The 13,171-nt window shown below is 64.4% G+C and carries 10 protein-coding genes; 1 reads left to right on the top strand and 9 read right to left on the bottom strand.

Going from position 1 to position 13,171, the window contains the following annotated elements; translation table 11 throughout:
• Positions 1-10: 10 nt before the first annotated feature.
• The 3 genes from ACRECS_RS04595 to ACRECS_RS04585 are packed head-to-tail and all read right to left on the bottom strand — an operon-like array spanning position 11 to position 4,383.
• On the bottom strand, positions 11-880 hold the full coding sequence (locus tag ACRECS_RS04595; protein ID WP_431581781.1) for a helix-turn-helix domain-containing protein: 870 nt from the start codon (positions 878-880) through the stop codon (positions 11-13).
• Between the two features lie 11 nt (positions 881-891).
• Entirely contained in the window at positions 892-2,121 is a 1,230-nt protein-coding gene (locus ACRECS_RS04590) for a cytochrome P450 (protein WP_431581780.1), read from the bottom strand.
• Between the two features lie 3 nt (positions 2,122-2,124).
• A complete protein-coding gene (locus ACRECS_RS04585) occupies positions 2,125-4,383 on the bottom strand; it encodes a TonB-dependent receptor (protein ID WP_431581779.1) in 2,259 nt (752 codons plus the stop codon).
• 203 nt (positions 4,384-4,586) lie between these two features.
• Here ACRECS_RS04585 and ACRECS_RS04580 point away from each other — a divergent pair, with 203 nt between their 5' ends.
• Positions 4,587-6,026, top strand: a complete 1,440-nt coding sequence (locus ACRECS_RS04580; RefSeq protein ID WP_431581778.1) for an aldehyde dehydrogenase family protein — start codon at positions 4,587-4,589, stop codon at positions 6,024-6,026.
• 124 nt (positions 6,027-6,150) lie between these two features.
• Here the strand turns inward: ACRECS_RS04580 and ACRECS_RS04575 are convergent, their stop codons facing one another.
• The 6 genes from ACRECS_RS04575 to ACRECS_RS04550 form a co-directional block, all read right to left on the bottom strand.
• Entirely contained in the window at positions 6,151-6,537 is a 387-nt protein-coding gene (locus tag ACRECS_RS04575) for a response regulator transcription factor (protein WP_431581777.1), read from the bottom strand.
• Positions 6,534-7,412, bottom strand: a complete 879-nt coding sequence (locus ACRECS_RS04570) for a S1C family serine protease (RefSeq protein WP_431581776.1) — start codon at positions 7,410-7,412, stop codon at positions 6,534-6,536. Before ACRECS_RS04570 ends, ACRECS_RS04575 begins: the two co-directional genes overlap by 4 nt.
• Positions 7,413-7,521: 109 nt before the next feature.
• The gene (locus tag ACRECS_RS04565; protein ID WP_431581775.1) at positions 7,522-9,153 is read right to left on the bottom strand and encodes an OFA family MFS transporter; all 1,632 of its coding nucleotides are present in this window, start codon (positions 9,151-9,153) and stop codon (positions 7,522-7,524) included.
• 68 nt (positions 9,154-9,221) lie between these two features.
• Positions 9,222-9,980 carry a 3-keto-disaccharide hydrolase gene (locus ACRECS_RS04560; RefSeq protein WP_431581774.1) on the bottom strand — a complete coding sequence of 253 codons (759 nt, stop codon included), beginning with the start codon at positions 9,978-9,980 and terminating at the stop codon, positions 9,222-9,224.
• Complete coding sequence (locus ACRECS_RS04555) at positions 9,977-11,434, bottom strand: Gfo/Idh/MocA family protein (RefSeq protein WP_431581773.1); 1,458 nt, start codon at positions 11,432-11,434, stop codon at positions 9,977-9,979. Before ACRECS_RS04555 ends, ACRECS_RS04560 begins: the two co-directional genes overlap by 4 nt.
• 48 nt (positions 11,435-11,482) lie before the next feature.
• Positions 11,483-13,159, bottom strand: a complete 1,677-nt coding sequence (locus ACRECS_RS04550; protein WP_431581772.1) for a GMC family oxidoreductase — start codon at positions 13,157-13,159, stop codon at positions 11,483-11,485.
• Between the last annotated feature and the right edge of the window lie 12 nt (positions 13,160-13,171).

Here is a 13,171-nt window from a genome sequence, read left to right as displayed (position 1 = left end):
ATCTCCGGCTCTATTGAATAGTGGTGCGCCAGCCGCTCGGGGTCTGGCCGGCATATTGCCGGAATGCGCGAGTGAAATGGCTCTGGCTGGTGAAGCCTAGCGATTCCGCAACGGCGGCGATCGACAGGTCGGACGATCCCAGCAGTTCCTGCGCGCGGTCGAGCCGTGCCTTCATCACATATTGATGCGGGGTGATGCCGGTCGCCTTTTTGAACACACGGCAGAAATGCGACGGCGTCAGTCCGGCATCGGCGGCCATCGCCTCAAGGCTGTGATCGGCCTCGGGATGCGACAGGATCGCATTCATGATGTGGTGAATGCGATAGGCGGAAAAGTCCGAGGTCGGGAATGCCGCGCCCGGTGCTGCCATCGGCCCGCGCAGCATGTGCGCCTTCAGCGCATTGACCAGCGCACCGACATAGACGGTGCGCTCGTCGGTCTGCGGCGCATAGAGTTCGCCGAGCACTTGTCGGGTCAGTGCGACGCCGAGCGGATCGGTAAAGGCGAAGCGCATGCGCTGGAACTGATCGCGCGCCGGTGCGCCCTGCAATTCCTTCGAAGAGAGCGTCAGCGTCACGACATCAAGCTCGCCATCGACCAGCCACCGGGTCGGGCGTCCGGCCGGGACGATCGTGGCGCAGCCGGGAATGGAACTCGTCTCGCTCCAGCCATCGCGCTCCCAGGTACGCACCTTTGGCTTGCCGGCGATATGGACGACGAAGATCGGATCGGGCAGCGCCGGCAGGTCATAGCTGCCGACGAACTGGCGCCAGCGCGACAAGCCCCAGCCATCCTTGCCAGAGCCGATCTGGAGATCGGCGGCGCGGCCGAGCACGTCGGAGATGATCGCTTCGTTGGTCCAGACCTCAGCGCTGTTCATCAAGCCCTCCTTCAGCCAGCCCGCAGCGTGACGTCAAGATTCTTGAGGCCGTTGATGAAGTTCGACCGGAATCGTCGCGGCGGTGCTTGCACCTCGAAACGCGTAACATGATCCGTCAGAATGTCGAAGGCCACCCTGAGCTGCATTTCGGCCAGGCGCGATCCGACACAGACATGCTGGCCGGCGCCGAAGCCGACATGCTGGACGCCTTTGCGCGCCACATCGAACCGGTCCGGCTGGTCATAGACCGCCGCGTCGCGATTGCCCGAGATATACCAGAGCACGACCTTGTCGCCTTTGGCGATCGCCTGCCCGCCCAGCATGGTGTCCTCGGTCGCGGTGCGCCGCATGTGCATCACCGGGCTGGCATGGCGCACCATTTCGACCGCCCCGGTCTTCAGCAGCGCGCGATCGGCGCGCAGCATGTCCCATTGATCCGGGTTTTGCGAAAAGGCCGCGACGCTGTGGCTGAGTGAATTGCGGGTCGTCTCATTGCCGCCGACCAGGACCAGGATGAGATTGCCGACGAAATCGCGGAATGGCACCGGCACGCCGTCAATCTCGGCATTGGCGAGCAGCGAGGCGATATCGTCAGTCGGATCGGCACGCCGCGCGTCGAACAATTCCTGGCTGAACGCGAAGAATTCCGCGAGCGTCGCCCCCATCGCCTCGGGACTTTGCCTGAATTCAGGGTCGTCCTCTCCGACAAAAGCGTTGGTCCAGTCATACAGCTTCGGCCAGATGTCGATCGACACGCCGAGCAGTTCGGCGAGAGTCATCAGCGGCAGCGGCGCCGATAGTGCCGGCACCAGATCGATCGTCTCGTTGAGCGGGATCGCATCGACCAGCGCCTCGACCCGTGCGCGGATGCGCGCCTCAATATCGCCGAGCCGCACCGGCGACAGCGCCGGCATGACGAATTTGCGGTAACGGGTGTGGATCGGCGGATCGCGGGAAATGAACGGGATGCCGATGGCGGATTCACCCGCACCGGTCAGCCCTACCTCATTCTCGTTGAAGATGCGGTGCCCGCCATTCTCGTGCGCGGAGGAGAAGATCAAGGGCTGGCGCGACACCGTGACGATATCAGCGTGCCGCATCACCGCCCAGAAGCCGGCGCCGTCGCGTTCCGGGTTCCAATGGACCGGATCGCTGCGGCGCAGTTCCTCGAATGCGTCCCACGGTACGCCGGCTTCGTAGAGCGACGGGTCCTTCAGGTCGGGCGCGATGATCGTCGCCATGTCCTAGAACGCCACCCGGATCGATCCGCCATAGGTGCGCGGCGTGGAGGGTACGAGGAAGTTGTACGGGAAACCGGCGCCGCGCAGGTCCAGCCCATAGGCATAGGTCTTTTCATTGAACAGGTTGGTGGCGAACGCTTTGAAGGTGAAGCGGTCGATCGTGTAGGCGGCTGTCAGATTGACCTTGGCATAGGCGCCCTGCTGCAATTCGCTGTTCACCTGGCCCGTGCCGGGGGCGTCCTTCTCGTTGAAGGGCGAGAAATATTGCCGCGAGAAATAGGCGACACTGGGCGAGATGGTCAGCCCGTCGGACCCGGATTTGAACAATGACAGATCGACCCCGGCCTGTGCCGTGAAGCGTGGCGCGAACGGCAGGTCATTGCCATTCAGCACGGTCGATTGCAGCGTCAGCTCCTTATAGGTCGAGTGCAGGTAACCCAGCGCAGCGGTCAGCGTCACCGCCGGCGACAGGCGCAGCCGCGCCTCGCCTTCCGCGCCGTAAACTTCGGCCTTGGGCGCATTGACCAGGAAGGAAACCGGGCCGGGCCGCGTGTCCTGCACCTGCTGGTTCTTGTAATTATAATAAAAGCCCGCGGCGGACAGAGTGAGCATGCCGAAATAGCGGCCCTTGATGCCGATCTCATAGGCATCGACGCGCTCGGGCTTGATATAGGTGATGCCGGCCGATGAGGTATAACCACCGCCGTTGAACGCGCCGGAGCGATAGCCGCGATTATAGCTGGCATAGACCAAGGTGCCGCTATCGAACGTGTAGCTCAGCGAGGCGCGGCCGGTCAGCGCGTTGTTGCGGCCGGGCAGCGAATAGCGTGCGGCGGGATCATAAGCGCAGGTGCCGGCCACGCCGAGGCACGGAACCGTGGTCGCCAGCGGAAGCTGCGGTCCGCCGACATTGCCAGCGAAGAGATAGGCATAGCCGTCGTCATATTTGGCGCGGTCCTGCGTGTAACGCGCGCCAAGCGTCAGCACGAGCTTGTCGGTCAGACTGTAATCGCCCTGAGCGAACACCGCATAGGAGCGGCGCACCTGGCGGTAATGCTGGAAGAAGCCGCCATTGACGCCGGGGCCGAGCGCGCCGCCGATGTTGAAGGTATTGTCGGTGATGGTGCGATCCCAGCCATAGAATCCGCCCGCGACCAGCTTCAGCTTCTCGCTGCTGTAGTTGAACCGCGCTTCCTCGCTGAACTGCTGGAACTTCGACTGCCAGTTGATGTCGAGCACATCGAGCGGGGAACCGTCCGCTGCCTGTTGCAGATTCTGTTTGCCGCCATCGCGCGAGGTGATCGACGTGAAGGTCAGCGACGGCGACAGCTCATAGGCGATGGTCGCCGACGCGCCGTACGCCTCGGTGCGATTGAAGCCGATGCGGTTCTCATTGACCTGGAAGAAGCCAAGGCCGGTGCGGAACGGCAACAGCCCCTGCACCGCCGCCTGAGTTCCCTTGTCGCGCCCGCCATAGATCTTGATCTTGATGTCGAGCGGACCGTTGCCGGGCCGGATGCGCAGAGTCGCGCGGCCCTGCAGCGTGTTCTGGGAATTGGCGTCGCGGCCGCCGGGGGCGACATTCTCGATCTGCCCGTCGCCCTTCACATAATTGCCCGAGACACGCAGGCCGAGCTGGTCGTCGACCATCGTCGTTTCGATCGCCGCCCGCGCGGTATAAGTGTTGAAATTGCCGAAACCCGCCTCGGCATAGCCTTCATTGCCCTCAAGCGTCGGCGCCTTGGTGATGAAGTTGATCGCGCCACCGGTGGTGTTGCGCCCGAACAAGGTGCCTTGCGGGCCGCGCAGCACCTCGACCCGGTCAAGGTCGAACAGGCCCATGCCGTGCGAGGTCCGGCTCGCGAGATAGATGTCGTCGATATACACGCCGATCGGCGACGCCTGGTTGGAATTATATTCGTTGGCGACGCTGATGCCGCGCAGCGAGAAATTCGGCTGGGTCGAGCCATAAGGGCTGCTGACCTGCAGATTGGGCACCGCGCTGGCGAGATCGGCGGAATTGGCAATACCCTTGGTGGCCAGCGCATCGCCGCTGACCGCGGAGATCGCGATCGGCACGGTCAGAATCGACTGTTCGCGGCGCTGCGCGGTGACGATGATATCGCCCGGGTCAGCGGCGGCCTGCGCATCGGCAGGCTCAGCCACCGTCGCGGGGACCTCCTCGGCGGTCTGGGCAAATGCCGCAGCGGGAAGGATTGTCGCGGCTCCGGTGAGCAGCAGTGCGAATGTCCGGGCCTTCATCATCATCTCCTGAACCGCGAAGCTCTTGATGGGCTTCTTTCGATTTCCCCTTGATAGCGGGCCGGACGGCAAGGGGCTTTGCACGGACTTGCCGCCCTTTTTGACAAATCTTGCGCACCCGTCCGTTTATGCCGGGCCTTCTGATAGGCGGATGGGCAAGCGCAGCCTCCGATCTCGCGAGGCGCCGATCAGGAGAGCGAGCGATGAATTTCGACAGCGATTATGCGATGACCATCGGTGGCGAACGAGTCAGCGGCGGCGCGACCTTCGAGGTGCTCAACCCTGCGACCGAAGCCGTGATCGCGCGCGCGCCCGACGCCAGCCGCAATCAGCTCGATGCGGCGGTCGCGGCGGCCCGCACGGCTTTCCCGGACTGGGCCGCGACCCCGATCGCTGAGCGTCGTGCCGCGCTGACTGCGCTTGGCGATGCAGTCCTTGCCAATATCGATGGGCTGAAGCGCCTGCTGACCGCGGAGCAGGGCAAGCCGCATGGCGATGCCGAGATGGAGATTGGCGGCGCCGGCATGTGGCTGAAGGGGGCCGCGACGCTCGAGCTGCCCGTGATGGTCAATGAGGACAGCGCGGAGCGCTACAGCGAAACCCGCCATGTGCCGATCGGCGTGGTCGGCGCGATCGCGCCGTGGAATTTCCCGATGATCCTGGCGATGTTCAAGGTCGGCCCGGCGCTGCTCGCCGGCAACACCATGGTGCTGAAGCCATCGCCCTTTACGCCGCTGACCACGCTCAAATTCGGCGAGCTGGCCGCCGCGATCCTGCCGCCCGGGGTACTCAATATCGTCACCGGCGGCGACGCGCTCGGCCCCTGGATGACCGAGCATCCCGGCATCGACAAGGTCAGCTTCACCGGCTCCACCGCGACCGGCCGGCGCGTGATGCAAAGCGCATCGGCGACATTGAAGCGCGTCACGCTTGAACTCGGCGGCAATGATCCGGCGATCGTCATGCCCGATGTGGATGTCGAGGCGATCGCCGAGGAGCTGTTCTGGGCAGCGTTCCGCAACAATGGGCAGATCTGCATCGCGACCAAGCGGATGTACGTCCATGCCGACATTTATGAACCGCTCAAGGCGGCGCTGGTCACCTATGCCAGGACGGTAAAGATCGGCGATGGCGCCGAGCAGGGTACGCAGATCGGGCCGATCAACAACAAGCCGCAATATGACCGCGTGCTTGAGCTGATCCAGGATGCCCGCGACAAGGGCTATACCTTCCTGCTCGGCGGCGACGCGGCCAATGTCCCCGGCTATTTCATCCCGGTGACGATCATCGACAATCCGCCCGAAGACAGCCGCATCGTGCAGGAGGAGCAGTTCGGGCCGGTCCTGCCGCTGATCAAGTTCGACGATCTGGACGATGTGATCGCCCGGGCGAACGCCAGCGATTATGGGCTCGGCGGATCGGTCTGGGGGGTCGATGAGGACCGCGCCTTTGCCGTCGCCGAGCGCATCGCCAGCGGCACCGTGTGGGTCAACGAAACCCAGCATCTGACGCCCTTCGCTGCCTTCGGGGGCATGAAGCAGTCCGGCGTTGGCGTTGAAGGCGGGCTGGAGGGATTGCTCGAATACACCAACACCCAGACGATCGTGCGGCGACGGCGACCTGCCGGAGCCTTGCCGAGTTGAGCTGATCTGCCCAAGGACGATTCAACAGCGCAGCGTGATGCGGCATTGTGACGGCTGGGCGAGATGCCGGTCAGGCGCTCTTGCCTTGCTCTTTCTCATGACCGGGAAGCGCCTATGGCCGATGCTAGAGATGAATGATCCCGCGCCGCGCGGCATGAGCGACCGCGTCAGTGCGCCCGGTCGCGTCCAGCTTGTCGATCACGCGGCCGACATGGAATTTGGCGGTGTCGGGCGAAATGCCGAGACGGCACCCGATCTCCTTGTTGGACAATCCCTCGGCGAGAAGTGCGATCACATCGCGCTCGCGCGGGGTGAGCGGCTGCTCGAATCCGCCATCGGCGATGTCCGGTACGCTCAGGACCAGATCGCCCGGTTCACCGGGCGCCGCGATCCGCAGCCCCGGCACCTGTCCGAACAGCGCAGCGAGGCGCGCAGTCAGTGCAGGCTCGGCAATCTGGATCCTGATCGCAAGGTCAGGGGCCGGGTCAGGGGCCGGATCAGGACCGCTCATCTCGCCGGCCTGTCGCCGATCGTGATGTCGAGCTCGACCGGCGCGCCGCCGCGTTGCACGCCGAGCGTCACGATCGAGCCGACCGGCGTCGCCCGGAGCGTGTGGAGCAGCGCACCGACATGGGCCATGCGTTTGCCCGCCCAGGACAGGATGATATCGCCCTGTTGCAGGCCAGCCGCAGCAGCGGGACCCTGCCGATCGATCGTCATGACCATGGCGGCGTTGGTGCCATCCTCCAACGGCACGTCCCTCAGCCCGGCGCCGATATAGGCGACGGGAACGCGACCATGGTCGGCGAGTTGGCCAGCGACCCGATCGATCGTGGCGGCGGGGATGATCAGCGTCCGCCCACGCGGTCCCCGCACTGCCATGCCAAACGCCTCGCCGCCGCCGCCGATCGCCAGCCCACCTTCCGCCCGATGGCGCAGCCGGCCGTCGATCTCGATCCGCGCATCGATTGTGCCGCCCCGCATCGACTGCCAGGACGGGCCGGCCGCCGCGATCATGCCGAAGGCGACCAGCGGCGCGCTTTCGGCCGCGGCCACGATCAGGGTCAACGCGCCGGCGCGGACCGGATCCGATCCGAATGCGACCGCTTGCGCCGTGGCGCCTGCGACGCGGAGCAAGGCGATGTCAGTCGCCGGATCCCGTCCCACCAGCGCCGCGTCGAGCACGGTGCCGTCCGCCAGTTCGACCTCGATCTTGCCGTCTTCGGCGAGGGTCTCATCCGGGGTGACGACAAGTCCCTCACGCCAGAAGAAGCCGCTGGCGAGCGAGCGGTGCGACTGTACCTCGACGATATGGGGCGAAGTCGTGGCGACCGCGTCGGCGAATGCGGACGAGAGGTCGGCGAAAGGCGATGATTGGCTGGCCATGGTCTGATCTCCTGTGGGAGGGAGATAGGAACTCGGAGGCGGCAACGGCACCTGCCCGATCAGGTAGGTGCGCCGGGACGATTGAGCATTTCCTCGCCAGGCCGGCGCTTCATTTGAACAGCACGGCCGCCTTGATCAGCGTTTGGTAGACGCCCCAGGCGATCGGGATGCAAACGGCGGCCCAGGCAGCGAGTATTTTGGGGCTTAATCCGCCGCCGCTCGTCACCGCCTCGTTTGCCGACCCGGCAAGGGTATCGGTGACGGGCGCGAGTTCATCCTCCGACATCATATGGAAGCGCGCATGCACCGGCGTCACCGCCAGATTGGCCAGGAAAGCGACCGCCAGCATCGCCGCGAGCATCCAGTAGATCGGCTGATAGATCTGGTCGCGCGCAACGCCCTGCGCGATGCGCGCGTCGCGCAGATAGGCGACGAGAAGCGGCCCCAGAACACCAGCCGTCGACCAGGCGGTCAGCAGGCGGCCATGAATCGCACCGACAAAACGTGTGCCGAAAATATCCGCCAGATAGGCCGGCACCGTTGCGAAGCCGCCGCCATACATCGACGCGATCACGCAGAAGGTAAAGATGAACAGGCCGATACTGCCGCCGACCAGTGCGGGCGCAGCGAAACCGTAAAGCAGCAGGCCAAGCGCGGTCAGGGCGGCAAAAATCGGCTTGCGGCCAAACCGGTCCGAGGTCGATGCCCATAGGAAACGGCCGCCGATGTTGAACAGGCTGATCGCGCCGACAAAGCCCGCGCCCACGGCCGCCGCCGCCTTCTTCTGTTCGTCATCGAACGCCGTGAAGAGGACGCCGGGCGCGTCGATCAGCCGCCCACCGAAAATCTCCTGCAGCATTGGCGAGGCGATGCCGATGATGCCGATCGACGCCGAGACGTTCAGCAGGAGCACCAGCCAGATCAGCCAGAATTGCGGGGTCTTGTGCGCATCCTTGAGGTGGACGTGGAACCGGCTGATCGCCGCCCTGCCTTCGGCTGGCGGAGTCCACCCGGCGGGCGACCATCCATCGGCCGGTACGCGATAGCCGAGCGCGCCTGCCATCATGAAAACGAAATAGCCGGCCGCCATCACGAGAAAGGTTTGCCAGACGCCGACTGATTGCGGTGTGGCGAACTGTCGCATCAGCCAGTCGGCGAGCGGGCTGCCGATCATCGCGCCGCCACCAAAGCCCATGATCGCCATGCCGGTGGCCATACCGCGCCGATCGGGAAACCATTTGATCAGCGTGGAGACCGGCGAGATATATCCCAGGCCAAGGCCGATACCGCCGATCAGGCCGGACCCCAGCCAGATCAGCCAGAGTTGATGGATTGCAATGCCGATGGCGCCGATTGCCATGCCGCCACACCAGCAGCACGCCGCGACAACGCCGGCGCGGCGCGGCCCGGCGCGTTCAAGCCAACCGCCCCAGATCGCGGCGGCAGCGCCAAGCACGACGAAGAAGAATGTGTAGGTCCATACCAGATCGCTGACCCGCCAGTCGCAGCGGGTCGTGGTGAGCGCATCGACCAGAGTCATGCCCTGGCAGGCTATGGCTTCCTTGATCCCGATCGCGCGCGAGAGCGGCAGCCAGAACACGCTGAACCCATAGGCCATGCCGATGCAGAGATGAATCGCGAGCGCGCAGGGTGGCACCAGCCAGCGATTGAAGCCCGGACGCGCGACGGTTCGGGCCCGATCGAGGAAGCCGCCATTCCCGCTTACCATGTCCACCGTCATCCTTGCTCCGTGCGCCCAGCCATCTGCCCATTTTCTTTCCGGACGTGAAGCCGATCCCGGCATTCTCGCTATTTGAGCTCTCGCAGCCAGATGTTGCGGAAGCTGATGGGCGCGCTTGGATCGCCATGATCCTGGAGTTTGATCGGGGCCGGGCCGTGCGGCTTGTAGCTGGGCTGACCGATATATTGCGTCGGCCCTTTGAGCACCGTGTTGTTCTGCACGAGCACCCCGTTGAGCATGACGGTGACCATCGCCGGCCGGGTGACGCGGCCGGCGGCGTCAAAAATCGGCGCGGTCCAGGCAATGTCGTAGCTCTGCCATTCGCCGGGCGGTCGCATCGGATTGGCAAGCGGGGCAAACTGTTTGTAGATGCTGCCGGCCTGGCCGTTGACGTATGTCGAGTTTCGATAGCTGTCGAGGATCTGCAATTCATACCCCGCATCGCCGTCTCCGGTCGAGGCGAGGAACACGCCGCTATTGCCGCGCTTCTGGCCTTCTCCGGTGATGCCTGCGGGAATACGCCATTCGATATGCAGCTGATAGCTGCCGAAACGCCGCCGCGTCTGGATATTGCCGGTGCCTTTGGCGACGGTAACCACACCGTCACTGACCACCCAGCGTGCCGGCGCGCCGTCTTTCACCGCGGCCCATTGCGACAGATCGCGACCGTCGAACAGTACGACCGCATCGGAAGGCGGCGGCGTGGCCGCATAGGCGCCGACCGTCACGACCGGAGGTTCCGGCTTCCATACCTCGGTATCCTCCGGCCGGGGCCCGGGCTGGTCCTGAGCGGCCAGCAGCATCGCGGCGGCGATAAGCATCTTCATGGCGTCCATCCTTGGCGGTAATCGCGTTCGAGGAATCGGTTGGCATCGGTCACATCGGTGATCCGCCCGGCGCGTCCGTCATAGCGGATCGGCTGGCCGGCGCGCATCGCGACCATACCGAGCAGCATCGTCTCATTCAGCGTCACCGCCTCGGCAAAGGGCGACGAGATCGGCGCCTCGCCGCGGATCGCCGAAATCCAGTTCATCTCGTGACCATCGCGCCCGCCGGCGACGCGCAGCAAGGTCTGCGGCACGGTGGCCGCGCGCTCCGCCACCCCCTCCCCGATCAGCACCGGCTTCTCGCCATATGTCTCGTGCATCAACATACCCTTGTCGCCGATATAGAGCACGCCGCCATCCGGGCTCATGGCGACGCCCGCCGGCAACCCGGGCGGCGTTGGCGGCATCAATCCCCCGTCATACCAGGTGAGCCGCACTGGCCCGCCCGGCGCATCGCCGAATTCGTAATAGGTGACACCGGCGAGCGGATAGCTGCCGAGTTCGGCGGGTGCGCGGCCGTCCCATAAATCGGTGTCACCGCCCCAGATCGAATGGCGGCTTTCGATCCGGGTCGGCAGCCCGGGCGACAGGGCCCAGAGCGGAAAATCGAGCAGATGCGCGCCCATATCGCCCAGCGCGCCCACGCCGAACGGGACCCAGCCGCGCCAGTTGAAATGCGCATAATCCGGGTTGTAGCCCCAATTCACCGTCGCCGGACCGAGCCACACGTCCCAGTCGAGGCTTGCGGGCTTGGCGACGGGCGCCGGCCGCGCGATACCCTGCGGCCATACCGGACGATTGGTCCAGGCATGGACTTCACGCACGCGTCCGATCGCGCCACCGCGCACGATTTCCACCACCCGGCGGCCATCATGACCCGAATGACCCTGATTGCCCATCTGGGTGATCAGCTTCGGATTGCGTCTGGCCAGATCTCCAAGCAGCCGCCCCTCACGCACGGTATAGGTCAGCGGTTTCTGCACATAGACATGGAGGCCGCGCTCCATCGCCATTTTCGCGGCGATGGCATGATGATGATCGGGCGTCGCGATCAGCACCGCGTCGAGATCACGCTGCTTGTCGAACATCCGGCGATAATCGGCATAGCGCGTGGCGCGATCATAAGCCTCGCGCAGCGGCGCGCGCAGCGGGATCGTTGCGCCCTGACGATCGATGAATGATCTGGCGACATGGTCGAAATCGGGATCGGCGGCAGCGACGATGTTCTGGCTGGTCAGCCGCATCATATTGGCAGCGCCCATGCCGCCCGCGCCGATCACGGCCAGGTTCACGCGGTCGCTTGGCGCGGAGCGTCGCCGCGCGCTGGCCACACCCGGCATCGCCAGCGCCGCCGCACCGCCCAACCACGCTCGCCGGGTGATGCCGGCCGCCACTCCGTCGGTGCGCGACACTATCGTCGGACCGAGCTCAGACCCGGACTTGCTTCCGATCATCGGCCGCTCCTTATCTTCCGACGCCTGACCAACGATGCTTCTCGGGACTCACCCGGCCTTTATTCGTTTGACCGCATGGTCGACTGCTCTGGCGGTCATGGCCATGAACGTCAGCGATGGATTGATGCATGAGATGGAGGCCATTTGCGCGCCGTCGGTGACGTACAGATTGGTCGCATCATGCGCCTGGCTCCAGCGGTTCAGCACCGACGCATGCGGATCGACCCCCATCCGCGCGCCACCCATTTCGTGGATCGCGTCACCGGGCACATGCTCTTTCTCTTCGCTCGTGACGTTCTGCAGACCGGCCGCCTTGAGCATGGCTTCACCCTGAGTGCGGGCGTCCGTCATCATCTTCAACTCATTGTCGCGGAAGCGGACATCGAAGCGCGCCAACGGCACGCCAAACCGATCGACCTTGTCCGGATGAAGCGAGACGCGGTTGTCCTTGTAGGGAAGGCATTCACCGAACGCGCCCATTTCGAATTTCCAACCGCCATATTTGCGCATGCCATGCTTCATCGACGCGCCGAAGCCGACCGGCGACGCGACTTCGCGGCGCGCGCTGCCCTGATAGCCATAGCCACGCTTGAACCCGACATCCTCGCCGTCGCCGAGGTTGCGAAAGCGCGGAATGTACACACCACCGGGCCGGCGGCCATATTCGATGAACTCTTCCATCCCCGGGATGTCGCCCTTGATGTTCACACGGAAGATATGATCCATCACGTAACGCCCGAGCGTTCCGCTGCCATCGAAATAGCTGCGGTCGCTGCCCGCCGGCCGCGAGTTGAGCAGGATCTGCGTCGATGCCATTGCCGACGCGCAGAGGAACACGAGATCGGCCTTGACCGTCTCCGCCTGTCCGGTTTTCGCGTCGATGAACCTGACGCCGGTTACCCGCTTGCGTGACGCGTCATAGTCAAGATTAGTGACCACCGCGTCCGATCGCAGCGTCAGTCGGCCGGTCGCGCGCGCGGCGGGCAACGTCACTGCCTGAGTCGAGAAATAGGCGCCGAACGAGCAGCCATTGCTGCATTGATTGCGGAACTGGCATTTGGTGCGGTTCTGGTCCGGTTTGTCCTCGGTCATATTGGACAGCCGCGCATGGATCAATTTGCGGCCGGGAAACTGCGCTTCGAGCCGCGGCTTGAGCCATTTTTCGGCCACGTTCATCGGCATCGGTGGCTGGAACTCGCTGTCGGGCAAATAGGGCAAATTCTCGCGCGAGCCCGACACGCCGATATATTTCTCGACATAGCTGTACCACGGCGCAACGTCGTCATAGCGGATCGGCCAGTCGCCATCGATCCCCTCGCGCTTGTTCGCCTCGAAATCGGCAGGACTCCAGCGGAAGCACCACCGCCCCCAAATGATCGATTTGCCGCCGACCGCCGCGGGACGAATCCAGTAGAATTTGTCACCCTCGTCGAACGCGTAGGGATTCAGCCGGTCATTGTTGTAAAATGCCTGATTGCTTGGCGAGACATAACCGTGCGTGGCGATGAAATAATCGCTGTTGATGAGCGGTTTTGGCATGATGTTGCGCGCCGGCACGTCATAGGCCGGCGTGCCGTCATAGCGATACCCCTCGCCATGCTCGACCATGAAGCCGCGATCGAGCATGAGCACGCGCAGCCCCTTTTCGGTAAGCTCCTTCGCGGCGAAGCCGCCGCTGACGCCCGATCCTATGACAATCGCGTCGAACCTGTTGGTCGAAGCCATGATCTTCCTTCC

It is taken from the genome of Sphingomonas sp., assembly GCF_050725575.1.
GTDB lineage: Bacteria > Pseudomonadota > Alphaproteobacteria > Sphingomonadales > Sphingomonadaceae > Sphingomonas.
Note: the sequence above shows the minus strand (reverse complement) of the source record. Positions and strands in the feature narration are given on the sequence as shown.